Origin of the sequence: Streptomyces sp. NPDC046870 (genome assembly GCF_040704595.1) — a bacterium.
GTDB classification, from domain to species: domain Bacteria; phylum Actinomycetota; class Actinomycetes; order Streptomycetales; family Streptomycetaceae; genus Streptomyces; species Streptomyces argyrophylli.
On record NZ_JBEYXM010000005.1, the window covers coordinates 110,425 to 134,822 of the forward strand.

Below are 24,398 nucleotides of genomic sequence, written 5' to 3' on the forward strand. Positions count from 1 at the left end.
CCGGGATCTCAGGAACGGATGGCGGTGTCGCTGTCGGGGTGGAGAGCGAAGATCTGGTCGAGGCCGACGATCCGCAGCACCCGCAGAGTGTTGGCGGGTACCGCCGCCAGCGCGATGTCCGCCCGGGCGGCCTGGGCGTGGCTGCGGGCGGCGGTCGACGGTCAGCAGGTCGGCGTAGCGCGTCCGGCCCACCACCGCCTCCCGCTCCAGGCCCAGCCAGCGCAGCAGGGTGCCGTTGATCTTGGCGATGGTGCCGTCCATCAGTGTGGAGAGGTATCCGCACGGCGCCTTCTCGTACAACTCCTCGGCGCTGTCCGCCAGCAATGCGGCGAAGGCCGCGTCCGCCGCCCTCTCGTCGTCGGCGTCGTGGGGGTCGGGCTGCTGCCCGGTGCGGCACATCACCGCAGGCCGGCCAGGAAGCTCCGGATCGCCTCGTTGGTGGCTTCGGGTGCGGACAGGTGGGGGCAGTGCCCGGTCGCCTCCAGGGTCACCAGCGTCGACCCCGGGATCGCCCGGTGGACGAAGGCACCGACCTCCCGGGGGGGGCGATGGCGTCCTCGCTGCATTCGAGCACCAGGGTCGGCACCCTCACGCTTTTCGGGTCGTCCCGCGAGTCCGACAGGAACGTGGTGCGGGCGAAGACTCGCGCCATGTCCGGGTCGGTGGCGCAGAAACTGTTCCTACGTCGATGTCCTGCGCGCTGAACCCGCCCCGGTAACTCCCGTCGTCGATGTACCGCGGAGACGGAGCGACCATCGCCAGTGCCCCGATACGCTCCGGAGCCGCGTCCGCGGCCAGCACCCCGATCATGGCGCTGACCGAGTGACCCACGAACACCGCGTCCCGCAGGTCGAGTTCCTCGCACACCTCCACCACGTCCCGGGCGTAGCCGTGCAGAGAGCCGTAACGGTTCTCCGAGAACGCGGACAGGTCCGAGCGGCCCGAACCGACGTAGTCGAAGAGCACCACCCGGTAGTCTTCGACCAGGGCAGGCAGCGTCAGTCGCCACATGTTCTGGTCACAGCCGGACCCGTGGGCCGGCACCACGGCACGCCCCTCAGTCTCCCAGGGCCGGACCACCCCTCCCGCACGGCCCCGGGCCCGGCCCCCTCCACCACGTCTCCGACAGGGGCTCGGCGGGCCCGTCCAGCCCCCGACTCGTCGGACTTGGCCGGCCATCCGACCGGGTCGTGCTCGGCGCTGGGGTGCCCGAGGGCGGCCGGCCGGCCTGTGGGGCGGCGGTGCGTCGCGCGGCGCTGCTCGCCGTCCGGACGGGTGCCCCGGTCGCCGGGCAGCCGCCCTCTGCCGCGGGCCCCTCGCTACCGAGCGACCGTGAGCACGATCTTGCCCTGGATGTGCCCCCGGGCGGCGCGTTCGTGCGCCGCCCGCGCGTCCGCCAGAGCGTACGTGCTGTCGATCGCCACGCGGACCGTGCCCTCGTCGAGCAGGCGCCCCAGTTCGGCGAGCTGCGCACCGTTGGAACGGACCTGGGCGCTGGAGACCGTGACGCCCAGCTTCGCGGTCTCCTCTTCGTCGAAGTCCCCGGGGAGCACGGGGAAGTGGGCGCCGCCGCGCCTGAGGGTGCGCAGCAGACGCCTGCTGCCGGGGCCGCCGACGGTGTCGAGGACGAGATCGACGTCGTGCACGAGTTCCTCGGCACGGCTCTTGGTGTAGTCGATGAACCGGTCGGCGCCGAGTTCTCGCAGGAACGGCTCATGTGCGCCCGACGCCACCGCGATGACCCGTGCGCCCTTCCACTTCGCCAGCTGCAGGCCGAAGTGGCCCACACCGCCCGCGGCGCCGTTGAGGAGCACCGTCGTGCCGGCGTCGAGCGCCGTCGGGCGGTGCCGTGCGGCCTGGAAGGGCGAGGGGTGGTCGTGGCCCACCTCGATCAGGAACTGCCACGCCGTCAGCCCGGCCATGGGCGCCCCGGCGGCGTGCACGTGGTCGATGCCGGCCGGCTTGCGTGCGAGGTCCGACGCGGGAGCGGCCACGTACTCGGCGTACGCGCTGCCGCGGAAGCTGGGAAAGCGCAGGAGACCGAAGACCTCGTCACCCACGGCGAGGCCGTCCACGTCCGCGGCGACGGCCTCCACCACGCCCGAGACGTCCGTTCCCGGAATTACCGGCAGGCTCACCGACGGCTCCGTCTCGCCGGGCATCGTGGTCAGCCCGCCGCGCAGGTACCAGTCCGGAGGATTGACGCCGGCCGCGATCACGCGGACCAGCACCTCGCCCGGCCCCGGTACGGGGATCGGCACCTCGTCGTAACGCAGCACCTCGGGGCCGCCGTGCTCGTGGAGCCGGACGGCCCTCATCGTGTGTGTCGGCATCGTCTTCTCCTGCCCGCGCTGCGGGATAGGCTATCCGGATCAGCGGTCCACATAAACGGACCACTGATCCGAATATATGGACCACTGATCCGGATAGTCAAGAGGGACACATGCGGGCCGACGCCAGGAAGAACCGCGACCACCTGCTCGCGACAGCGGGCACCGCCATCGCCGAGCACGGTGTCGACGTGTCACTGCGCGACATCGCGCGCAGGGCCGATGTCGGACTCGCGACGCTGTTGCGGCACTTCCCGACGCGCGAGGCGCTGCTCGACGCCCTGCTGCGCACGAGTTTCGACGAGCTGACGGCGCGGGCGGACGCGCTCAAGGCCTCCGCCTCGCCCCGGGACGCGCTCCTTTCGTGGCTGCGCGACTGCGTCGCGTGGACCACCGAGTACCGTGGCGTGACCGTGCTGATGGCAGCCGCCATCGAGGACACCGAGTCCGCGCTCCATGCTTCGTGCGTCACCCTGCGCGCGGCCGGGGCGCGGCTCCTCGCACGCGCCCAGGCCGCAGGCGCGGCACGGACCGATGTCGACGGTGCCGATCTGTTCGCGCTGGTGGCGGCGCTCGCGTGGCTCGGTGACCAGCCCTCGCTCGCACCGCGGGCGGACCACCTCTTCGAGGTCGTCGCGAGCGCGATCGTGACGAGCCCGGCGAGGACCGGAACCGGGTGAACGCCGCTCCCCCGGGACCAGGGGGCTGCTCACGGGCGAAGACGGTGCCGGCGGGAGCCGCGTTCGACGGCCGTGCCGCCCGCACGGCGGACCGCCGCGCGTCAGCGTGTGGGTACGGCCCGAACGGCCTGCCACGCCAGTGCCTCGCCCGCCGATCCGGAGCCTCGCGGGGATGCCTGCTTCACGCTCGCCGCCCCACGCGACGCACGGGCGCGCCTCGTCCGCCTCAGCGCTCCGCCCACGAGCTGAACCGGTCCCTGCTGGACGCGGTCATCGCACGGGCGAGCGGCTGAGGCGGCCCCAGATGGCCGGACCGAGACGGGTTACGGCAGCAGGACGATCTTGCCGGTGGTGTGGCCGGCCATGCTCTCGCGGTGGGCGGCGGCAGCCTCGCGCAGCGGGTGGCTGGACGCGACCAGGATGCGCAGTCGCCCCGCCGCCGCAGCCTCGGTGAGCTGGAGGCGGGCGGCCTGCCTGATCGCGGTGCCGGGGTCGGCGCCGGGCCCGCCGCCGAGAAGTTTGATCCCGGCCTCGGCGCCGCGCTCGAAGGCCGCGATGGTGGCGATGCGGGAGCGGTCGCTCACGAGTTCCAGGGAGACGTCCACCGCCTCGTCGGTGCCCACCAGGTCGGCCGCCGCGTGGATCCCCTCCGGCGCCGCCGCGCGTACGCGGTCCGCCAGGCCGGGCCCGTACGCGACCGGGACCGCGCCCAGTTCCCCGAGGAGTTCGTGCTTGGCGGGGCTCGCCGTCGCGACGACGGTGGCGCCGCGTGCCACGGCCAGCTGGACGACCACCAGCCCGACCCCTCCCGCGGCCCCGTGGACCAGCACCGTCTCGCCCTTGGCGAGTCCCACCGCTTCGAGGACGTGTACGGCGGTCACGCCGGCGACCATCAGCCCGCCGGCCTGTTCCCAGGACAGGCCGGCCGGCTTCGGCACCACGGACGAGGCCGGGACGAGGAGTTCCGCGGCGTACGCGCCGGGCGCGCGGTACACGATCACCTCGTCGCCCACCCGGACGGGGCCCGCCGGGCCGGTCGCGTCGGCGCCGACCGCGGTGACGACACCGGCCGCTTCGCTGCCCAGCCGCAGCGGCAGCTTCGCCGGATCGGCCCCGAAGGCGCCGCTGTACATCTTGTAGTCGAAGGGATTCACACCCACGGCACGGACCGCGATGCGCACCTGACCGGGCCCGGGCTCCGGGACAGCCACGTCGATCACTGACAGGACCTCAGGGCCGCCGTAGGCGCTCGCCACTACTGCTTCGCTCATGCCCATGGGCAACACGGTCCCGACAACGATCATTCCGCCGCCCTCTCGGTTCCACGGCGGAACCGTGGAACGCGCCTGAGGGCTGACACCCGGCACGGTTCCCGGTCCTGACGGCGCCCGACCGGCTGGTCGGGCGCAGCCGCCGCCGGGGCGCGCGCTGTCGTCGAAGGGGCCGTTGCACGGGTGCACCGCTCGGAGCGCGCACCGGCCGCCGTTCGTCTACAGTTCGGTAGACGGTCTACCTCGCTGTAGTCGTCTGGTTCCGGGTGCCCCTGTGCGCCCGTTCCGTACGGAAGGCCCCCATGACCCGCTCCCCGTACCCGGACGCCGACCGGCCCGACCGGTCCTTCCCCGGCATCCACACGGCGATAGCCGCCGCTGCCAGCGCCCCGCTCTTCGGCAGTCCGCGGCCGTGGCACGCCGGCTGGCCACCCGGCGCCTGGGTGCCCTGCTGCTGACCTCATGACTCTTCGGTGACGACGCGGCCGGTGATCCTCCGGCCCCGTACACCGCCGGCGTCCCGGACGGCTCACGCGCCATGGGCAGCGGCCGCGCCGCCGGACACCCACAGCAAGAAGTGACGGAAGAGGGTCGCCGTGTACACCCGAACTCCCGCCCCCTCACCGACCGATCGGGCCACGGGCTGGCTGCGGCACCGGCTGGGCCGCGCGGTCGTCCTGGCCTACGCCGCCGCACTGCTCCTGCCGGGGCCCGGACTGTGGCTGCGCCGGGCTCACGCGCTGCCGCTCGGCTGGGGACGCGCCCTGCCATTGCCCACCCCTCAGTTCCTGCTCTCCCTGGTGCTCCTCTCGGCCGGCCTCCAGGTCCCCCTGAGCGCGCTGGGCACCCTGCTGCGGCGCCCGGTCGCCCTGCTGGCCGGGCTGGCCCTGCACCTGTCGATCCCGCTGCTGGCCATCCCGGCCGTCGCGTTCCTGCTGCGCCGGACCCCCGACACCGACGGCGGCAGCGGCCTGGTCACCGCGATGATCCTGATCGTGACGATGCCCGTCGCCGCCGGAGCCACCGTGTGGACCGGCAAGGGCGACGGCGACCAGCCGACCATGGTCGGACTCGTCCTCGCCTCCACCCTCCTCAGCCCCCTCACCACCCCGCTGGTCATCGGGGCCCTGCTGCCGTTGCTCGGCGGCGGCTACGGGTCCACGCTCGGCAGGATCGCGGACGCCCACGGCGGTTTCGCCCTGCTCGGCGTCGTCCTGCCCTGCGCGGTCGGCATGCTGTGCCGCCTGGCACTGCCCGCGCCGCTGCTCGACCGGGTGCTCGGCGTCGTCGTGCCGACCGCCCTGGCCGGCTCCCTGCTCCTGACCTACGTCAATGCAAGTGGCGCCCTCGGTTCCTTCCTCGCACGCCCGCGACCGCTGCTGCTCGCCGCCGCGTTGACCGTGGCGGCGCTGGTCTGCCTGCTGTCCTTCGCCCTCGGTCACGGCGCCGCACGCCTGCTGAGGCTGGACGCCCCGGCGGCGTCGTCCCTCACGCTGGCCTGCGGTATGAACAACAGCAGCGCCAGCGCCGTCCTGCTCACCACCACGCTGCCCGACAAGCCCCACCTGCTCCTGCCGGTCCTCGCCTACGGGCTGTTGCAGAAGACGGCGGCGAACCGCGTCGTGCGCCGCAACCCCGGGCGCTCAGCCGGACCGCTCCCGCCGCCCTGCGCCTCCTGACGACCTGGCACGTCACACGGAGCAGCCGGTGCCCAGTTTGAAACCCACGCCCCGGACCGTGATGATCCAGTCGCTGTCACCGAGCTTGGTGCGGAGGCTGCTGACGTGCGTGTCGACGGTTCGCCTGGACCAGGAATCGCCCCACACCTGCTGCAGCAGCCGTTTCCTCGGAATCACGGTGTCCGGGTGCGAGGCGAGAATGCACAGGAGGTCGAATTCTTTTCGGGTCAGCCCCACACCGCGGCCGGCTAGGCTGACCTGCCGCGCATTCACGTCGATGTGCAGGGGGCCGTGCGTGATTTCCCGGTCGACGGTGCGTGAGGAGCGGGTGCGGCGCATCACGGCCTCGATGCGTGCCATCAGTTCGCGGAATCCGTACGGCTTGACGAGGTAGTCGTCCGCGCCGGCCTGCAACCCGAGCACACGGTCGAGTTCGGATCCGCGGCTGGTGACGACGAGCAGCGGCACACAGCTGACGGAGCGGATGCTCTTGCACACCTCCAGTCCGTCGAGATCCGGGAGCTCCAGGTCGAGGAGGATCAGGTCCGCGTCCTCATGGGCTTCGAGGGCGGCGACGCCGAGGGCCACGTGGGTGACCTCGTGTCCGTGTCTGCGCAGTCCTGCCGCCAGGGACTCGGCGTCGGCGGAGTCGCTCTCCACTAAGAGGATCTGCCAGCCGGCCGCAGGAGCGGGCACCGTCCGTGCCGGCCCCGGCATGTCCTCCAGCACGGTCTGCGGTCCGCGTGCGACGCGCTCGATGGGCGGATGGTTCTCCGGCTTCACCGCTGATGAGTATGGACCCATGGCCTCCCCCGGCTCATCCGGTCAGCATGGATGTCGAACCTGCGCTCGAAAATTTATCGGTCGCTTGTAGTCCATTCAAAGACTTCTGTCGTAAATACATCGTTGCGGGTTCATGAAGGTGCATTACATAGTCATCTACTTGTCGTTGTGCGGGGCCTTCTGACGTGCGCACGGGTTTATCGCCGACCGGTCGTGGAGAGAGTCCGCGGTCCGCCGGGGGGAATGCGCGGGCCCCGCCGAGCGCGCCGTACGGCCGTGACGGAAGGGGCGCGGGCGACCGGTCCGTCACGCTGCCGCAGTACCGGCTTCACACGCGCCGTGCAGGATGGACACGGCCGGGGGCCGGTGCGTCCGACCCCCGGCGCCGGCGGCCCAGGGCATGAACCCGATTCCCTCTCACAGGAAGCGAGTTGCGGATGTCGCACACCTCTCAGTCCCCCGCCGCCGACGGCCCCGGGACGACGCCCCCCGGCCCGCGCTCGGTCGTGGTGGCCGGGGCCGGTCCCACCGGGCTGCTCCTCGCCGGAGACCTCGCGGCGGCCGGCGTGGACGTGGTGGTGGTCGAGAAGCGTCCGGAAGGCATCAGCAACCTGACCCGCGCCTTCGGTGTCCACGCCCGCACCCTCGAACTCCTCGACGCCCGCGGTCTCGCCGACGAACTCGTGGCCACCGGGCAGGTCATCCGCGAGCTGCGGCTGTTCGGGGCGATACCGTTCGACATCGGCGCGCTGCCCTCCCGTTTCCCCTTCCTGCTGGTCACTCCGCAGTACGAGGTGGAGAAGCTGCTGCTGCGCCGGGCCCTGGAGAACGGTGCGGTCATCCGCTACGGGACCGAGGTGCTCGGTCTCTCCCAGGACGACGGGGGTGTCAGCGTCTCGGTGCGCGACGCGGGGGGCGAGACGACCCTGCGGGCCCGCTATCTGGTCGGCGCGGACGGGACGCGCAGCGCGGTGCGCCAGGCCCTCGGGCTCCCCTTCCCCGGAAAGGTGGTGATCCGGTCGGTGGCGCTCGCCGACGTGAAGTTCACCGAGCGGCCCAGCCTGGTGGTGCAGGTGCACGGCACGGGCGACGCCTTCGGCTTCATCGCCCCGTTCGGCGACGGCTACTGGCGGGTCGGCGGCTGGGACCGGGCCCATCGGGGGGAGCCCGACGACTCCCCGGTCGCGTTCGAGGAGCTGCGCTCCCTCATCGAGCGTGCCTTCGGCTCGGACTTCGGCATGCACGACCCGCGCTGGATCTCGCGCTTCCACAGCGACGAGCGCCAGGTGCCCCGGTACCGGGTGGGCCGCGTGCTGCTGGCCGGCGACTCCGCCCACCAGCACTCGCCGGCCGGGGGGCAGGGGATGAACACCGGTCTCCAGGACGCCGTGAACCTCGGCTGGAAGCTGGCGGCGGTGCTCGGCGGCTGGGCCTCCGACGCGCTGCTGGACACCTACCACAGTGAGCGCCATCCGATCGGCCGGGCGGTGCTGCGCAGCAGCGGCCTCAACCTTCGGCTGGCCATGGCGCACAATCCGCTGGAGATCGCGCTGCGCACGGTGCGGAAGCTGGTGGTCACCCATGTGCCGCCGGTGACGCGGCAGGCGGTGGGAGAGATCACCGGAATCGGCCACTCCTACCCCGCCGCGCGCGGGGCGCACCCGCTGGCGGGCAGACGGGCGCCGGACCTGGAACTGGAGGGCGGGCGGCTCTACGAGGTGCTGCGCCAGGGGCGGTTCGTCCTGGTCCTGCCGCCTGACGGGGCGTCCGGCGGCCCCGCCGGGCTCGACATCGCCGGCCGGCGGGGGCGGCTGGTCCTCGCCCGCCGTGCGGACGGCGGCGACGCCGGACGGGAGGCGGTCCTGGTGCGGCCGGACGGCTACTACGCCTGGGCCGGAGCGGCGGACGGACCGTCGATCGAGGCCGGCGTCGGACCGTGGGTGGGATGACCGCGCCGGTCCGGCGGAACCCTCGCCGAACGGCCCCGCTCCGGGGCCGTTCGCCCGGCCCGTCGCGCTCTCAGCGTGGCGGCAGCGGTGAGAGCGTCGGCAGGTGGGCGAGGAAGCCGCCGTCCACGGACAGCACCTGCCCGGTGATGAAGGAGGCGGCGGGCGAGGCCAGGAAGGTCACCAGGTGGGCCACGTCGTCCGGGGTGCCCAGCCGCGGGATGAGGTTCGCGCTCTGGAACATCCGCTGCACCGGCACGGGCATGTCCGCCTCCAGGGCCGGGGTGCGGACCAGTCCGGGCGCGACGGCGTTGCAGCGTATGCCGTCCGTACCGTACGCGGCGGCCACGAAGCGGGTCAGCGCGACCAGTCCGCCCTTGGAGCTGCCGTAGGCGACCATCACGCGGTCGCCGGACAGGCCCTGACCGCTGGTGATGTTGATGATGGAGCCGCCGCCGCGCTCGATCATCACCGGCACGGTGTGCTTGCACAGCAGCATGGGGCCGCGCAGGTTGACCGCGAGGACCTCGTCCCACAGCTCCACGGACATCGACACCACGTCCCGGTCCTGCCGGATCGCCGAGGTCAGGGCCGCGTTGTTGTCCAGTACGTCGATGCCGCCGAAGGTGTCCACGGCGAAGTCCACCAGGCGCTTGACGCTGTCCTCCGAGGCGATGTCGACGGTGTGCCCGACCACCGACAGACCCTTGGCGGCCAGCTCCGCGGCGGCGGCCCGGGTCGGCGCCTCGGCGACATCGGCGAGTACGACGTCCGCACCGGCCGTGGCCAGCGCCTCCACGGTGGCGACGCCGATCCCTCCCGCCCCGCCGGTGACCACGGCCACTTTGCCGGCGAGGGAGTGCGTTGCGTTGCCCATCGGTCGACGACCTCTCGTTCGGGACGGGGAGCCGCCCCCGATTCTGGCGGGCTCGCGTGAAGGCCGTGCTGCGGAAACGTGTCGCGATCGATCCGGTTCGCGGGTGGGGTGGACGGTGCGTCCCTGAGGGGTGGCGGGGTGCGGGTTCAGCCTCCTGCCGGCGCGTGGTGGTCCTCGGCGACCAGGACCTTGCGCAGCAGGGCGATCAGGGTGGCGCGCTCGGCCGGGGACAGGTCGTGCAGGAAGGCCTCCTGGGAGCGCTCGGCCACGACCAGCAGCCGGCGCTGCAGATCCTCACCCGCCGGGGTGAGCTCGACGACCTGGCGCCGGCGGTCGGCGGGGTCGCGGGTGCGCCGGACCAGGTCCCGCTGCTCCAGGGTGTCGAGGTAGCCGACCAGGTGGCTGCGGTTGAGGGCGAGCCGGTCGGCGAGGACGTGCTGCGGGAGCGGGCCGAAGTCGGCGAGCGCCGTGAGCGCGGCGAAGTGGGGGAGCCTCAGGCCGTGCTCCGCGACCGCGGCGATCAGTACGTCGTGGCCGAGCCGGGCGACATGGCTGACCAGGTAGGAGGGCAGCGCGAGCAGGCTCGGCGGGCGGATCTCCGTGTCCGGCCGGGGGGTCTGCGGTCCGCAGTCCGAGGCGTCGTTCATGCAGCGCAGCATAACCACGGAAAGCCACTGGACGTAAGCATGTCGCGATGTAATCATTACGACACGACACGATTTCGCCGGTGCCGGTGCCCGGCGTGTGGCGCCGCCCGCGCCCCCGTACCCGCCGATCGAAGCGGAGGACCTTTCCATGACCGATCCGACGACCACCCCGGCCCACCCGCCGGTCACGGAGGAACGGCGGGGCGTCGCGGCCCCGTTCACCGCCCTGCTGATCGCCGTGCTCTCCTTCTCCCTGATGCAGACGATGGTCGTGCCCGCGCTCCCGGACCTGCGGCGGGAGTTCGACGTGAGCACCCCGGTGGTCTCCTGGGTGCTCAGCGCCTTCCTCCTCACGGCCTCGGTGGCCACCGCGCTGCTCGGCCGGGTCGGCGACATGTTCGGCAAGCGGCGCGTGCTCGTCGCCAGCCTCACCGTGTTCGCCGTCGGGACGCTGCTCGCGGCCCTGTCGGACTCGATCGGACTGCTCATCGCCGCCCGCGCCGTGCAGGGCGTCGGCTCCGCCGCGTTCCCCCTCGCGTTCGGCATCGTCCGCGACCAGTTCCCGCGCGAACGCGTGCCCGTGGCCATCGGGCTCATCAGCTCGACGTTCGGCATCGGTTTCGGCGTCGGGCTCGTCATTCCCGGACCGATCGTCGACGCCCTGGACTGGCACTGGATCTTCTGGCTGGGTCTCGTCGTGATCGTCCTGGGCATCCTCGCCGTCGTCACCTTCGTCGAGGAGTCGCCCGTCCGCTCCCCCGGCCGGATCGACTGGACCGGTGTCGTCCTGCTCAGCGCGGGAGTCGTCGCCCTGCTGCTCGCCATCAGCGAGGGCAAGTCATGGGGCTGGGCGTCCGCGGGTGTGATCGGTCTGTTCGTGGCGGCGGTGCTGCTCCTCGCGGTGTTCGTCCTGGTGGAACGGCGACTGTCCGAACCGCTCATCGACATCGAGTTGCTGCGCCGTCCGGCGGTCGCGGCCTCCCATGTCACCGCGCTCATCATCGGTTTCGGGATGTACGGCGCGTTCACCCTGGTGCCGCTGCTGGCCCAGACCCCTCCGCAGGCCGGCTACGGGTTCGGCGCCTCGGTCACCGGAGCCGGACTGTTCATGGTGCCCATGGCGGCCACCATGCTGGTCGCCAGCCCGCTGGCGGGCCGGATCGGTGCCGCCGTCGGCTTCAAGCTGCCCCTCGTCCTCGCCTGCCTGATCGGCGTCGTCGGCTTCTCCGTGTACGCCGGGGCCCATGACACCGAGTGGGCGCTGTACGTCGGTTCGGGCATCCTGGGCATCGGCGTCGGCTTCGCCTTCGCGGCGCTCGCCAACCTCGTCGTCGCCGCGGTCGACCCCCGGCAGACCGGTGAGGCGACCGGCATCAACACGATCATGCGCACCATCGGCGGATCGCTGGGCGCACAGGTGTCCGCCTCGCTGGTGGCCTCCCACACCCTCGCCGGCAGCGGCCTGCCGGCGGAGTCCGGCTACACCACCGCCTTCGTGATGTCCGCGATCGCCCTGGGCGTGGCCACGCTGGCCGCGCTCTCCGGGCCGGGCGCACTGTGGCGGACCCCGGCGAAGGCGGCCGCGGCGGGACCCCGGCCCGAGACCAGCGGCCCCGCCGCGAGCTGAGGACGGGACACGCACATGACCGACTACGGGCACGACCTGCTCTTCGGTACCGTCCTGGTGCCTTCCTCCGGACAGCCGCACGACGCCGTGGCGTCGGCCCGGTCAGCGGAGCGGGCCGGGCTGGACCTGGTGAGCGTGCCGGACCACCCCTACCGGCCGGAGTTCCTGGACGCGTGGACGGTGCTGGCGATCATGGCCGCCGTCACCTCCCGGATCCGGGTCTTCCCCAACGTCGCCAACCTCCCCCTGCGGCCGCCCGCCGCCCTGGCCCGCGCCGCCGCGAGCCTGGACCTGCTCAGCGGCGGCCGGGTCGAACTCGGGCTGGGCGCGGGGGCGTACTGGGACGACATCGCCGCCGAGGGCGGTCCCCGGCGCACCCCGGGTGAGGCCCTGGCCGCCACCCGGGAGGCGGTCGAGGTGCTGCGCGCCCTGTGGTCGGGCCGTGGGCGGGTACGCAGCGACGGGAAGCACTACGCGCTCGACGGGGCCGCCGCCGGGCCCGCGCCCGCCCACGGCATCTCCGTGTGGATCGGCGCGGTCGGCCCCCGGATGCTGCGGCTGACGGGCGAACTGGCGGACGGCTGGTTGCCCAGCGTGCCGCATGTGCCACCGGCCCGCCTCGCCGCGGGCCAGCGGCTCGTCGACGAGGGGGCCGCGGCCGCGGGGCGGGAGCCGTCGGCCGTACGGCGGCTGTACAACCTCTCGCCCGGGGCGGAGGGCGGCTTCCCGCGGGGCGGTCCGCGTGACTGGCCCGAGCAGCTCGCCGCGCTCACCGTCGACGTGGGCATCAGCGCCTACCTGCTGCCCGCGCACCACCCGGAGCTGCTGCGGATCTTCGGCGAGGAGGTCGCCCCGGCCACCCGCGCACTGGTCGCCGCGGCACGCGAGCGGCCCACCGTGGCCGCCGCGCGGTCCGCCGCGTCCGTCGCGGCTGTTGCGTCGGTCGCGTCCGGCGCCTCCGGGGCGGCCGCGGACCCGCTCCCCCAGCAGCGTCCGGCCGCGGTGGAGAGTGCGACGGCCGGACGCTCCCTCTTCGTCGAACCCACACCCGCGCCCGCCGAGTGGCTGAGCGACGAGCGGCTGTGGGACGAGGAGCACCGGCCCACCGGTCCCGCACCGGATCCGGGGCGGCGCTACTCGCGTGCGCGGCAGGCCCCGGCCAGGAACCTGGTCGCCGCCCACGACCAGCTGCGCGCGGACCTGGCGCGGCTGCGCGAGATCGTCGACGAGGTGCTGGCGGAGACCCTGGACCCCGGCGACGCGCGGTCCGGGCTCCAGGAGCTGAGCCTGCGGCAGAACTCCTGGACGCTGGGCGCCTACTGCGCGTCGTACTGCCGGATCACGACCGTGCACCACACCCGGGAGGACCAGGATCTCTTCCCTCACCTGCGGCGGGGGGACCCACGGCTCGCGCCGGTGCTCGACCGGCTGACCGAGGAGCACCACGCCATCCACGGGGTGATCGAGCGCATCGACCGTGAGCTGGTCGCCCGGATCGAGGCCGGGCCGGGTGCCGCGGCCCGGCCGGGGGGACTGCGCGCGGCGGTGGACCTGCTCACCGACGCGCTGCTGTCCCATCTGGCCTACGAGGAGCGCGAGTTGGTCGAACCGATGGCCCGGCTCGGCACCGGCTGGTGAATCCGCCGGCCGTGTGCCCCCGGCCCTGCCCCGGGCTTCGCTGCCCGGGGGCGCGCTACCGCGGCTCCTCGCCCGTCGCCACGGCGCGCGAGGTGTCCGCCGACCAGGCGGACCACGAGCCGGGGTAAAGGGCCGCGGTGGGCACGCCGGCCAGTTCCAGCGCCAGCAGGTCGTGGCAGGCGGTGACACCGCTGCCGCAGTACACGACGACGTCGGTGCCCGGGGTGACGCCGAGGGCCGCGTAGTGCGCGGCCAGCCGTGCGGCCGGGGCGAAGCGGCCCTCGTCGGTGAGGTTGGCGGCCCAGGGGGCGTTCCGCGCCCCGGGGATGTGTCCGGAGCGCACGTCGCTGGGCAGCACGGTGGCGCCCGAGTACCGGTCGGGGGCGCGGGCGTCCAGGACGACCGCGGTACCCGCGGCGAGCGACGCCTCGACCTCGTCGGCCGACCGGAGGAGCTCCTCGGGCCAGGCCACCGGGGTGCGGCTCGCCGGCGCGGGGACGACCGGACCGGTCTCCAGGCCGCCGTCCCAGGCCTGGAGACCGCCGTCCAGCAGGGCGGCCCGGCCTCCGGTGCGGCGCAGCAGCCAGACCAGCCGTGCCGCGTAGGCGCCGCCGTTGTCGTCGTAGGCGACCACCGTCGTGTCGTCGCCGATGCCCAGCGCGCCCAGTGCCCGGGCGAACTCCCGCTCGTCGGGCAGCGGATGGCGTCCGCCCGACGCGCTGGGCGGCGCGGAGAGCACGGTGTCCACGTCGACCCACACGGCGCCGGGCAGATGTCCGGCGAGGTGGGCCTCGCGTCCGTCGCGGCCGTCCAGGTACCAGCGGACGTCGGCCAGGACGATCCGCCCGCGGTGCTCCCGCACCCAGCCGGCGTCGACGACGGCGGACGGCGGTGCGGGAGGCGGTGCGGGGGAAACGGTCATGTGGGGTCTTCCTCTCGGATCAGGGCGGTGGCGGGGCCGTCGCGGCGGGAGGGGCGTGGTGCGCGTCCGGCGGCCGGCGGTCATTCCTTGCGGTGGACGCGGTCGGGTTCCAGCCGCAGCAGTACCCGCTCGCCCTCGGCCTGCCGCACCCGCTCGCTGCCCGTCCACTTGCCGAAGGTGGTGCGGGCCAGCCGCAGCGCGGCCTCGCCCGGTTCGATCTCCACCACCCGGGCCCGGACCTCGATGTACCGGCGGCTGTTCTCCGAGTCGAGCAGCAGGATGTTGACGCGGGGGTCGGCGACCACGTTGCGGTACTTCTGCCGCGAGGTGTTGGTGCCGACGAGTATGTGTTCCCGGTCGGCGTGCGGCCACACGAGGCTCGTCTGCGGTCCGCCGTCCGGCATCAGCGTCGTGAAGACGCCGAGGGTCCGGGCGAGGGCGAGTTCACGGACGTCGTCGTCAAGCACCGGCCACCACCCTGTCGTCCCGCCCCAGGGCGCGCACCTGGGGCAGTACCTCGGAGGCGACGAGTTCCGTCGCCGCCTGGACGTCGGCGTACGGCAGGCCGCCGACATCGATGGCGAGCAGGTGCAGGTCGTGACCCCACAGCTCCTGCAACCGCCCGAGCCTGTCGACGACTTCGGCGGGGCTGCCGCAGATCGCGGGGCCGTCGGGGCCGACGTAGGTGTCGAAGTCAGGCGGGGCCGGGGGCCCGACGTCGCCGGGCTTCCTCACCGTCAGATAGGTCTCGATGTAGGGGGCCCAGCGGGCTCGGGCCTCCTGCGAGGTCTCGGCGACGAACACGTGGCTGGCGGCGCCCAGCCGGCCCGTGGGCTCCGTCCGCCGCTCCTTCCAGAGCGCGCGGTAGGAGTCGAACACCGGGACGAAGACGTCGGGGCGGCGCGCCGTCGTGCCGACCACCAGGGGCAGCCCGTGGTCGACGGCCAGCCCGACCGACTCCGAGCCCACTCCCCCGCTGATCCAGAACGGCGGCCGGGGCTGCAGGGGGCGCGGCTGCACCAGCACGTCGTCCAGCGGCGGACGGAACCGCCCCTGCCAGGTCACCCGGTCCTCGGTCCACAGCCGCAGCAGCAGTTCGGTGTTCTCGCGTTTGCGGGCCGCCTTGGACTCGGGTGCCTGGTCGAAGACGGCGTACGGCTCGGGGAAGAAGGAACCGCCGATGACCATCTCGAGACGCCCGTCGGACAGCAGGTCCAGCAGCGCGTAGTCCTCCGCGACGAGTACCGGGTCGCGGTTGGCGACCAGGGTGGTGCCGGTGGCCAGCCGGATGGTGGAGGTGTGTTCGGCGATCGCGGCCAGGACCAGCGCCGGGGAGGGGATGACGTCCCGCTCCCCGAAGTGGTGCTCTCCGAGGGTGTACCAGGAGAAGCCGAGCCGCTCCGCCTCGGCCGCCGCCCGGACGACGTCCCGCAGCCGTTCCCGCTGGGTGAGGATGGTCCCGGTGACCGGGTCGGGCAGCAGGCTGCCGAAGGTGATGAGGCCTAGCTCCATGAGGTGTCCTCCGTGGGACGGTCGTGGCGGTGCGGGGTGCGGGCGGCGGCTTCCCCCGGTGTCTCCCCCGGCTCCTCCCCCAGGACATCCGGAGTGTCCCCAGCGTCCGGCGTGTGCGGGGTCCTCCGTCCGGGTACGGCGGCCAGGAGTTCGCGGGTGTAGGGGTGCCGGGGTGCGCGCAGGACCTGGTCGGTGGCGCCTTCCTCGACGACGTGTCCTGCGCGCAGGACCGCGACGCGGTCGCTGACCTGTCCGACGACGGCCAGGTCGTGGGAGATGAACAGATAGGCCATCCCGTGGCGTTCCTGGAGTCCGAGCAGGAGTTCCAGGATCCTCGCCTGCACGGTCACGTCGAGCGCGGAGACCGGTTCGTCGCAGACCAGCAGGTCCGGGCCGAGGGCGAGGGCACGGGCGATGGCCACCCGCTGGCGCTGCCCCCCGGAGAGCTCCGCGGCCCTGCGCCGCAGCACGTCCGCCGGCAGCGCGACGTCGTCCAGCAGCCGCCGTACGGTCGCGGCGCGCTGCGCACGGTCGCCGACGCGGTGGTTGCGCAGGGGCTCGGTGAGCAGTTCCTCGACGGTGAAGCGGGGGTTGAGGGAGGCGTACGGGTTCTGGTGCACGAGCTGGACGCGGCGGTGCAGGCGGCGCCGGGCCGCGCCGCGTACCGCGGTGACGTCGACGCCGTCCAGTTCGACGGTGCCTGCCTCGGGCCGTTCCAGGCCGAGCACCAGGCGGGCGGTGGTGGACTTGCCGGAGCCGGACTCGCCGACCAGGCCGAGGGTGCGGCCGCGCGGGATGTCGAAGCCGATCCCGTCGACGGCGAGGTGCCGGCGCCGGGGGCCGGGGCCGCGCAACGGGAAAGAGAGGGTGAGACCGCGCACCCGCAGCAGCACGCCGGGGTCCGGTGCGCCGCCGGACGGGCCGGTCGCGGACGCCGCGCGGGGTTCGGGGGGCGGTGGAGTCGGTCCGGACAGGGCGGTCGGTCGGGGCACGCGGGCCGGTACGGGCGTGGTCCGGGGCACGGGTGCCGCCGTGGGCGGGGGCGCCGCGGCCGGGGGCGCCGGCGGGGCGGCCGGGCGGGCGCGGGGGGCGAGGCGGGGGACGTCGGCGAGCAGCCGGCGCGTGTACGGGTGCCGTGGGTCGGCGAGCACCTCACGGGTCGGTCCGGCCTCCACGACCTTCGCCCGGGACATCACCACGACGTGCTGGGCCCGGTCGGCAACGACACCCAGGTCGTGGGTGATCAGCAGCACGGCGGTGCCGGTGTCCGCGGCGAGTGCCTCCAGGTGGTCGAGGATGTGCCGCTGGACCGTCACGTCCAGGGCGGAGGTGGGTTCGTCCGCGACGAGCAGCCGGGGCCGGGCCGCGGTCGCCATCGCGATGAGCACGCGCTGGCGCATGCCGCCGGACAGTTCGTGCGGGTACTGGCGGGACCGCCGGGCGGGGTCGGGCAGCCCCGCCCCGGCGAGGAGGTCGACGGCCCGTTCCGCGGCGCCCCGCCCGGTGGCCAGGTGGTGGACGCGCAGCACCTCGGCGACCTGCCGGCCGACCGGCTTCACCGGGTCCAGGGACACGCCGGGGTCCTGGGGCACGAAGCCGATGCGCCGGCCGCGTACGTCCCGCCACGCCCGCTCGCTCAGTCCGGTCAGTTCCTCGCCCTCCAGGCGGACGGAACCGTGCTCCACCCGGCCTCCCGGGGGCAGCAGGCCGATCACGGCGTGCGCGGTGGTGCTCTTGCCGGATCCGGACTCGCCGACGACGGCGGTGATGCGGCCCGGCGCTGCCGTCAGGTCGAGGCCGTCGACGGCGGTCCGGGTGCCGGCGGCCGTACGATAGCCGACCCGCAGGTCCGTGATCCGCAGCACCGGGGTGTCCTGCGACACGGCCTCGGGACGGGTCGTCCCGGCCGGTGCGGAGGTCATGGGCGTTCTCCTCGGTTCTCCAGGATCCTCGACAGCCGGTTCGCGGCGAGGACCACGGCGGTCACGACCAGGCTGGGCAGGGTCGTCAGCCACCACGCCGTGGCGAGGTAGTTGCGGCCGTCGGCGACCAGGGCGCCCCACTCCGGGGCGGGCGGCGGTTCCCCGTAGCCGAGGAAGCTGAGGCTGGCGATGGCCAGCACGACCAGCCCGAAGTCCAGTGCGGCGAGGGCCAGTACGGGGCCGACGGCGGCGGGCAGGACGTAGCGGAACAGCACGCGCCACCAGCGGGAGCCCAGCAGGATCGTGGCCTCGACATAGCCGGCCGTGCGCACCCGCAGCACCTCGGCCCGCATCACCCGGGCGAACGCGGCGACGCTCGTGACACCGACGGCGACGGCCACCTGGACGGTGCCGAAACCGATGGCCGCGACGATGGTCAGCGAGAGCAGGACCGGCGGCACCGAGAGCATGACCTCGACCAGCCGCATGATCACCGCGTCCGCCCACCGGCCGAAGGATCCGGCGGCCAGGCCCAGCAGGATGCCGACGACCAGGGCCACGGCGATCGCGACGACCGTCGCCCGCAGCGACAGGGACGCCCCGTGCACCACCCGGGCGTACACGTCCCGGCCGAGCTGGTCGGTGCCGAAGAGGTGCGCGCCGCTCGGCGGCCGGAAGCGCTCGGCCGGTGTCCCGGTCGTGGGGCTCTGGTGGGTGAACCACTCGGGTGCGACCGCCCAGCCCAGCACCAGCAGGAGCACCAGCACGGACAGTGCGGCGCCGGGTGAGCGCGGCACGTGCCGGACCGTCTTGTCCCGCGCGCCTCGCAGACGGCGGCCGACCACGGCCCCGAACCCGGACGGCACCGGCGCGGCGTCATCGGCCGGGGCCCGGTCGGCCACGGCGCCGGGGGCCGTGCCGTGCGCGCTCATGACGCCACCAGCCGGCCGGTCACCCGGATCCGCGGGTCCAGGACCGGGTACAGCAGGTCGACGCCGAGGTTCACCACGGCGAAGACGAACGACGCCAGGACGACCACCCCCTGGACGACGGGCAGGTCCTGGGTGGCGACGGCGGCCTGGGTGATCCGGCCCATGCCGGGCCGGGAGAAGACGGTCTCCACCACGACCGCGCCGCCGATGAGGTAGCCGACCAGGAGACCGACGACCGTCACCGCCGGGATGGCCGCGTTGCGCAGGCCGTGCCCGAGGAGCAGCCGGGCCCGGCCCGCGCCGGTGGCGCGGACCGTGTCGGCGTACGGTTCCCGCAGGACGGTGTGCAGGCTCTTGCCGAGCACCTGCGCCACCAGCGCCGCGCCCGGGATGGCCAGGGTGCAGGCGGGCAGCACGAGTCCGGCCGCCCCGGTGCCGCCCAGCGACGGGAAGAGGTGCCACCTGACCGACAGCAGCTGGATCAGCAGCAGTCCGACGGCGAACGACGGCAGCGAGACGGCGAACGCGGGGAGGGAGCGCAGCAGTTGCCGCACCGCCGGGGAGACCGCGAGGTGGGCGGAGACCGCCAGCGCCGACCCGGCCGTCAGCGCGAGCGCCAGGGCGGTGCCGCCCAGTGCCAGCGTGGACGGCAGCGCGTCGGCGATCATGCGGGTGACGGGCTGCCCGGTCTGCAGCGACGCGCCGAGGTCACCGTGGAGGGCGTCCACGAGGGCGTGGCCGTACTGCACCGGAAGCGGTTGGTCCAGGCCGAGTTCGGCCTTGGCCCGGGCGATGTCCCGCGGGCTGAGGGTGTCGAACCCGCCGCGCCCGCTCAGCATGAGCGCGACGGGGTCGCCGGGCAGCAGCCGCAGGGCGGCGAAGGCGAGGGTGAACGCCGCCCAGACGACGAACACCGCGCGCAGCACACGTCCCGCGAGGTACCGCGCGGGGGTCATGGCGCACCGCCGGGCACGGTGCCGGCCTTGTGTGGAGGTCGCACCGGCGTCACCCGAGCCACGCGTCGTGGAGGTTCAGCCGGGTCGACGCGTCCAGGGTCAGGCCGTGCACCTTGTCGGACACGCCGTGCACCAGGGAGCCCTCGTACAGCGGGACGGTGTCCGCGTGGTCGAGGATCCAGTCGGTGGCCTTGGTGACGGCCTCGCGGCGGGCCTTGTCGTCGGTCGCGGACGCCTGCTGCTCCAGGTAGGTGTCGAGCCGGCTCGCCGGCAGGTGCCAGAGGTTGGAGCCCTTGGAGTAGAAGATGTTCCGCAGCACGTCCGGGTCGGCCCGGGTCACGGCGACCGCGGTGATGTCGAACCGCCCCTTCTGCTGCTGCTCGACGTAGGCGGCGGGCTGGACGGCCTTGAGCCTGACCTCCACGCCCAGCTTGCGCAGCTGCTGCTGGACGTACTCGTCCACCGGCGGCATCGGCGCGGGGATGAGCCAGGTCAGGGTGAGCCGCTTGCCGTTCCTGGCCCGGATGCCGCCTTCGCCCTTCTTCCATCCCGCCTCGTCCAGCAACCGCGCGGCGCCGTCCGGGTCGTAGCCCAGCTTGTCGCCGGCGTCGGTGTAGTAGGGGGTGGTGGAGGCCAGGACGCTGGTGGCGGGCTTGTACGAGGAGTTGAAGACGGTGTCGACGAGCTGCTCGCGGTCGATGCCCACCAGCAGCGCTTTGCGCACCTTCTCGTCGGCGAGGGCACCGACGTGGTTCAGGGAGAGCGGGGGCACCAGTCCGGGGGCGGGCTTGGACAGCAGGTGGAAGCCGTTGCCCTGGAACTGCGCCTGGTCGGTGGGCTGGACGCTCTTGGCGACCTGGACCTGTCCGGAGCTGAGGGCGCTGGTACGCGCGCCCGCCTCGGAGACGAAGGTGAACTTCACCTCTTCGAGGTGGCCGGCGCCCCGGTTGTCGTCCAGCGAGGACGGCCAGGCGTAGTCCTTGCGCCGTTTGAGGACGACTTCCTGGTTGGCGGTGTAGTGGTCCAGTACGTACGGGCCGGAGCCGTGGAACTGGCCGCGGCAGCGCTGCGCGTCGGACTTCTCGAAGGTGGCCGGTGACAGGATGCCCAGACCGACGCCCGAGGTGGCCTGGAGGAACTGTGCGTTGGGCGCGTCGAACCGGACGGTGAAGGTGTGCGCGTCCCTGACGGTGGTGCCCCGGTAGCCGCGTATGTAGGCGGGGGCGCCGTTGGCGGGCTGTTTGATCAGGTTGTCGAAGGTGAGCTTCACAGCCTGGGCGTCGACGGGCCTGCCGTCGCTGAAGGTGGCGCCGTCGCGCAGGACGAAGGTGAAGTCGCGGCCGTCGGTGCTCCGCTTCCAGGACCTGGCGAGCCACGGCACGATCTTGCCGGTCCTGGGGTCCTGGTCGGTGAGGGTGTCGACCATGGAGCGGGTGATGTCCACGGCGGCCAGTTGCCCGGTCTGCTGGGGGTCGAGGCAGGCGGGGTCGGCTTCCGCGCCGACCACCAGGGTGCCGCCGTCGCGCGGTGCGCCGGCCGGGCCGCCGGCCGAGGTGCCGGAGCCGTCCCCGGAACAGGCGGTGGCGGTGAGCGCCAGCGCGAGCAGCGCGAGTGCCGGGCGGAGGGGCAGCCGGTCGGAGTGGCTCGGACCGGTTCGGCTTCTGGACATCCAAGGCCCTTTCTGGGACGTACTGACGTGCGGCGCACGCCTGCGGCGCCGCCCTGGTCGAGCGGTGCCGCGGCGTGCGCGGTGCAGGGACTCGCATGTGGGGGGACTCGCGTGGGGCGGTCACGTGGCGCTCACGCGGGGACGGAGGGGACTGGCGTGGGGGCTCGTGCGGGCGGGCCGGCGCGGTGGCCTCCGGAGGAGGAACGCGGGCCGGGGGTGCCGGGAGTGCGGCGGAGTGGACGCTTTCCTGTACGGGGTGTGTCAGCCCACTTCCTTGGCCACGGCTTCGCGTACGGCCGGGACGATCTCCTGCGTCCAGCGCTCCAGGCCCTTCGCGCGGGACGGATCGCCCGCCGCGAAGAACACGAAGCCGGACGCGCCGTGCTCCAGCACCGCTTCGGTCAGTTCGTCGATCCACTGCTGGACGGAGCCGCCGGTCCACCGTCCGGTCTCGTCCCGTGGTGCGTCGACGGGCCGGTCGGTGATGCGGGCCGGCAGGTTGAAGATGGTGGCGATGTCCGCCGGGTCGCGGCCCGCGGCGACGGCGGCCTCCTCCACGATCCGCCGCGATGCCTGGTAGCGGGGGCTGTGCCAGTCGGCCGCGTTGCCGGGTATCCAGCCGTCGGCCCGGCGGCCGGTGACGGCCAGCGACCTGGGCCCGACCGAGCCGGTCCACACCGGCGGAGCCGGCACGGGGGCCGGGTCGAGCGCCTCCACCCGGGTGAACTCGCCGTCGAAGGTGACGGGCGCACCGCCGCCGGACAGCGACCTGACCAGGCCGATGGCCTCCTCCAGGGCGCGCACGGCGGCGGCCGGTTCCAGCCGGGGCACACCGAACCTCGCGATGTCGTCCCAGTAACCGCCGGCTCCGATGCCGAGGACGACACGGCCCTGCGCGAGCGCGGAGAGGGTGCTGAGCGTGCGCGCCAGCAGGGGCACCGGCCGGGTCGGCAGATTGGTGACGGTGACGACCCCGGTGATGGCGCGGGTGCGGCCGAGGAGCAGTCCCAGGGTGGCGTACGCTTCCAGCCGGCTGCCGTAGTAGGGGTGGTCGGACACGGCGAAGAAGTCGAGTCCGGCGCGGTCGGCGTGCTCCACTCCGCGCACGATCTCGTCGGCCTCGGCGAGGGTCGAGCCGGGGCCGTATCCGAACCACAGTTTGCGTGCGAGCCGTTCTGGCATGGCTGGTGCGTACCTCTTTCGCTGGATGGGTCAGGACGTGTGCCGGGGGAAGGGCCGGGAGCGTGCGCCGGCACCCGGTGCGGGTGTGCTACGCCGCTACGGCCTCCACCACGCTGCAGTGGCCGCCGGGGACGATCCGCGTCAGCCGCAGGCCCGACTTCTCCAGCAGGACCTCGAACTCGCCCGCGGTGCGCTGTTTCCCGCCGGCCACGAGGAGCATGTCGAGGTCCATCAGGGAGACCGTGGGGGTCGGACGGGGACGTTCCGGCAGGACGGCCTCGACCAGCAGCACCCGGCCGTCGTCGCCGAGGGCGGTACGGCAGTTGCGCAGGATGCGCCGGGAGAGTTCGTCGTCCCAGTCGTGGATGATGTTGGACAGGACGTAGGCGTCGCCGCCGCCGGGCACCGTGTCGAAGAAGTCACCGCCGACCAGCCGTACCCGGTCGCGCACTCCGGCGGCCCGCAGGGTGTCCTCGGCCTGGGACACCACCTCGGGCCGGTCGTAGAGGGTGCCGCTCACCCCGGGGTTGGCGTCGAGGACGGCGGCCAGGAGCGCGCCCCGGCCGCCGCCGACGTCGACCACGGTACGGAAGGCGCCGAAGTCGTAGGCCGCCACGACGGGGGCGATGATGCCCCGGGACGCCTCGGTCATGGCCTTGTCGAACACGGTGAGGACGTCGGGGTGCTCGCCGAGGTAGTCCCAGACCGACGCACCGTGCACGTCGGGGAAGGCGGTGCGGCCGGTGCGCACGGCGTCGGCCAGCCCGGTCCAGGCGTGGCGTTCGGCGGGCAGCCCGGTCCAGATCGCGAAGTTGCGCAGGGAGCCCGGGCTGTCCTCGCGCAGCGCCTGCCCCAGCTCGGTCAGGGCGAAGGCCTGCTCGTCGAGCTCCTCGAGGAGGCCGGCGTCGGCGGCGGTCCGCAGCAGCCGGTGGAGGCTGGGCGCGTGCGTGCCGGTGGCGGCGGCCAGGTCGTGGACGGAGCGCGGGCCGTCGGCCAGCGCGTCGGCGACGCCCAGCTCGGCGACCGCGCTCACGGCCTGGGCGAGCCAGCCGCCGGCGAGCAGGTTCAGGATGCGGGCGGGTGCGGGGAGGCGGGAGGTGTCTGACGGCATGACGAACTTCCTCCTGAGTACCGGATGAGCGGACCGGGACGCACCCGACGGGTCCCACCTGAAGCCTCTTCGCTGCGGGTGGCCCGTTCAAGGCGGTCCTGTGTCAGGTTTTGGTGAACTCGCGTCAGGTTTTCGCAGAGCGGCCGGGCACGGCTGCGGTGGCGGCCGGCCGGGGTGGGGCGGTCGGTGGGATGCCGGGTGGAGCGGTCAGTGGCCGCCCTTGGTGAGTGGGCCGCTGCCCGCGTGCCAGACGAGGTCGAAGACGAAGCGGCGCAGCCGCCAGCCGTCCGGGGTGCGTACGGCCTCCGCCTCGTAGTGGCCGCCGATGTCGAAGTGCGCACCGGGTTCCGCGGCCCGTTCGACGTGGACGGCCGTGAGGTGGGCCCGGATGAGGGCGCGGTCACCGTCGATGTCGACGGCGTAGTTGGTTCCCTGGTGGTGGGTCCGTTCGAAGGTGGTGCGGGCCAGCTGCTGGAACTGGGCGAGTCCGGCGCTCCCCCGGTACTCGCCCATCGGGAAGACCAGGTGGGCGTCCTCGGTGAACACCGAGCCGAACCAGTCGTCGCGGTCCCGGTCGTGGTCGAGGTGGGCGAGGTAGCGGTCGGCCAGGGCGGTGAGTTCGGCGCGGTCGGCGAGCAGCCGCACCTGGCCGCGCAGCTCCCGCAGTTCCGCGGACAGGGCGGTGGAGGCGGGGACGGAGGCGGTGGACATGGC

21 protein-coding genes and 3 pseudogenes are annotated in these 24,398 nt (G+C 73.6%); 6 read left to right on the forward strand and 18 right to left on the reverse strand.

Features of this window, described 5'->3' with window-relative positions:
• Window positions 1–8: 8 nt before the first annotated feature.
• The 4 genes and pseudogenes from AB0946_RS13950 to AB0946_RS13965 all read right to left on the reverse strand — a co-directional run.
• A pseudogene (locus AB0946_RS13950) lies at window positions 9–152 on the reverse strand (anti-anti-sigma factor); the annotation flags it as partial.
• Window positions 153–156: 4 nt separating this feature from the next.
• A pseudogene (locus tag AB0946_RS13955) lies at window positions 157–399 on the reverse strand (PAS domain-containing protein); the annotation flags it as partial.
• A pseudogene (locus tag AB0946_RS13960) lies at window positions 399–1,080 on the reverse strand (alpha/beta hydrolase). The pseudogenes AB0946_RS13960 and AB0946_RS13955, both read right to left, overlap by 1 nt.
• A 239-nt stretch (window positions 1,081–1,319) precedes the next feature.
• Entirely contained in the window at window positions 1,320–2,333 is a 1,014-nt protein-coding gene (locus tag AB0946_RS13965; RefSeq protein ID WP_366760807.1) for an NADP-dependent oxidoreductase, read from the reverse strand.
• 110 nt (window positions 2,334–2,443) lie between these two features.
• On the opposite strand from AB0946_RS13965, the gene AB0946_RS13970 reads away from it, so the two are divergent.
• Window positions 2,444–3,010: a TetR/AcrR family transcriptional regulator gene (locus AB0946_RS13970; RefSeq protein ID WP_366760808.1), complete on the forward strand. Its 567-nt coding sequence runs from the start codon at window positions 2,444–2,446 to the stop codon at window positions 3,008–3,010.
• Between the two features lie 323 nt (window positions 3,011–3,333).
• Here AB0946_RS13970 and AB0946_RS13975 read toward each other — a convergent pair whose 3' ends face one another.
• Window positions 3,334–4,266, reverse strand: a complete 933-nt coding sequence (locus tag AB0946_RS13975; protein WP_366761089.1) for an NADP-dependent oxidoreductase — start codon at window positions 4,264–4,266, stop codon at window positions 3,334–3,336.
• A gap of 317 nt (window positions 4,267–4,583) precedes the next feature.
• Between AB0946_RS13975 and AB0946_RS13980 the strand changes: the two genes are divergently transcribed.
• Window positions 4,584–4,739 carry a hypothetical protein gene (locus tag AB0946_RS13980; protein ID WP_366760809.1) on the forward strand — a complete coding sequence of 52 codons (156 nt, stop codon included), beginning with the start codon at window positions 4,584–4,586 and terminating at the stop codon, window positions 4,737–4,739.
• Between the two features lie 138 nt (window positions 4,740–4,877).
• A complete protein-coding gene (locus AB0946_RS13985; protein WP_366760810.1) occupies window positions 4,878–5,960 on the forward strand; it encodes a sodium-dependent transporter in 1,083 nt (360 codons plus the stop codon).
• Window positions 5,961–5,972: 12 nt separating this feature from the next.
• On the opposite strand, the gene AB0946_RS13990 is transcribed toward AB0946_RS13985, so the two are convergent.
• The gene (locus tag AB0946_RS13990; RefSeq protein WP_366761090.1) at window positions 5,973–6,677 is read right to left on the reverse strand and encodes a response regulator transcription factor; all 705 of its coding nucleotides are present in this window, start codon (window positions 6,675–6,677) and stop codon (window positions 5,973–5,975) included.
• Window positions 6,678–7,180: 503 nt separating this feature from the next.
• Here AB0946_RS13990 and AB0946_RS13995 point away from each other — a divergent pair.
• Complete coding sequence (locus AB0946_RS13995; RefSeq protein WP_366760811.1) at window positions 7,181–8,692, forward strand: FAD-dependent oxidoreductase; 1,512 nt, start codon at window positions 7,181–7,183, stop codon at window positions 8,690–8,692.
• A gap of 70 nt (window positions 8,693–8,762) precedes the next feature.
• Here AB0946_RS13995 and AB0946_RS14000 read toward each other — a convergent pair whose 3' ends face one another.
• Both AB0946_RS14000 and AB0946_RS14005 read right to left on the reverse strand, forming a co-directional pair.
• A complete protein-coding gene (locus AB0946_RS14000; protein ID WP_366760812.1) occupies window positions 8,763–9,566 on the reverse strand; it encodes an SDR family NAD(P)-dependent oxidoreductase in 804 nt (267 codons plus the stop codon).
• A 146-nt stretch (window positions 9,567–9,712) separates the two neighbouring features.
• Window positions 9,713–10,213, reverse strand: a complete 501-nt coding sequence (locus tag AB0946_RS14005; protein WP_366760814.1) for a MarR family transcriptional regulator — start codon at window positions 10,211–10,213, stop codon at window positions 9,713–9,715.
• Window positions 10,214–10,361: 148 nt separating this feature from the next.
• Here AB0946_RS14005 and AB0946_RS14010 point away from each other — a divergent pair, with 148 nt between their 5' ends.
• Together AB0946_RS14010 and AB0946_RS14015 are read left to right on the forward strand one after the other, a co-directional pair.
• A complete protein-coding gene (locus AB0946_RS14010; protein WP_366760815.1) occupies window positions 10,362–11,840 on the forward strand; it encodes an MFS transporter in 1,479 nt (492 codons plus the stop codon).
• 15 nt (window positions 11,841–11,855) lie between these two features.
• Complete coding sequence (locus AB0946_RS14015) at window positions 11,856–13,478, forward strand: LLM class flavin-dependent oxidoreductase (RefSeq protein ID WP_366760816.1); 1,623 nt, start codon at window positions 11,856–11,858, stop codon at window positions 13,476–13,478.
• Between the two features lie 55 nt (window positions 13,479–13,533).
• Here the strand turns inward: AB0946_RS14015 and AB0946_RS14020 are convergent, their stop codons facing one another.
• The 10 genes from AB0946_RS14020 to AB0946_RS14065 form a co-directional block, all read right to left on the reverse strand.
• On the reverse strand, window positions 13,534–14,400 hold the full coding sequence (locus tag AB0946_RS14020; RefSeq protein WP_366760817.1) for a sulfurtransferase: 867 nt from the start codon (window positions 14,398–14,400) through the stop codon (window positions 13,534–13,536).
• A gap of 80 nt (window positions 14,401–14,480) precedes the next feature.
• Window positions 14,481–14,867 (reverse strand): TIGR03618 family F420-dependent PPOX class oxidoreductase, encoded by a 387-nt coding sequence (locus AB0946_RS14025; protein WP_366760818.1) that lies wholly within the window; start codon window positions 14,865–14,867, stop codon window positions 14,481–14,483.
• On the reverse strand, window positions 14,860–15,912 hold the full coding sequence (locus AB0946_RS14030; RefSeq protein WP_366760819.1) for an LLM class flavin-dependent oxidoreductase: 1,053 nt from the start codon (window positions 15,910–15,912) through the stop codon (window positions 14,860–14,862). Before AB0946_RS14030 ends, AB0946_RS14025 begins: the two co-directional genes overlap by 8 nt.
• Window positions 15,903–17,834: an ABC transporter ATP-binding protein gene (locus AB0946_RS14035; protein WP_366760820.1), complete on the reverse strand. Its 1,932-nt coding sequence runs from the start codon at window positions 17,832–17,834 to the stop codon at window positions 15,903–15,905. The genes AB0946_RS14030 and AB0946_RS14035 overlap by 10 nt, the downstream gene beginning before the upstream one ends.
• Entirely contained in the window at window positions 17,831–18,766 is a 936-nt protein-coding gene (locus tag AB0946_RS14040) for an ABC transporter permease (protein WP_366760821.1), read from the reverse strand. The genes AB0946_RS14035 and AB0946_RS14040 overlap by 4 nt, the downstream gene beginning before the upstream one ends.
• Complete coding sequence (locus AB0946_RS14045; RefSeq protein ID WP_366760822.1) at window positions 18,763–19,722, reverse strand: ABC transporter permease; 960 nt, start codon at window positions 19,720–19,722, stop codon at window positions 18,763–18,765. Before AB0946_RS14045 ends, AB0946_RS14040 begins: the two co-directional genes overlap by 4 nt.
• A 49-nt stretch (window positions 19,723–19,771) precedes the next feature.
• Complete coding sequence (locus tag AB0946_RS14050) at window positions 19,772–21,391, reverse strand: ABC transporter substrate-binding protein (protein ID WP_366760823.1); 1,620 nt, start codon at window positions 21,389–21,391, stop codon at window positions 19,772–19,774.
• A gap of 261 nt (window positions 21,392–21,652) precedes the next feature.
• Window positions 21,653–22,573, reverse strand: coding sequence for an LLM class flavin-dependent oxidoreductase (locus tag AB0946_RS14055; RefSeq protein WP_366760824.1), 921 nt, complete (start codon window positions 22,571–22,573; stop codon window positions 21,653–21,655).
• Between the two features lie 88 nt (window positions 22,574–22,661).
• A complete protein-coding gene (locus tag AB0946_RS14060) occupies window positions 22,662–23,684 on the reverse strand; it encodes a methyltransferase (RefSeq protein ID WP_366760825.1) in 1,023 nt (340 codons plus the stop codon).
• Between the two features lie 207 nt (window positions 23,685–23,891).
• A complete protein-coding gene (locus tag AB0946_RS14065; protein WP_366760826.1) occupies window positions 23,892–24,395 on the reverse strand; it encodes a nuclear transport factor 2 family protein in 504 nt (167 codons plus the stop codon).
• Between the last annotated feature and the right edge of the window lie 3 nt (window positions 24,396–24,398).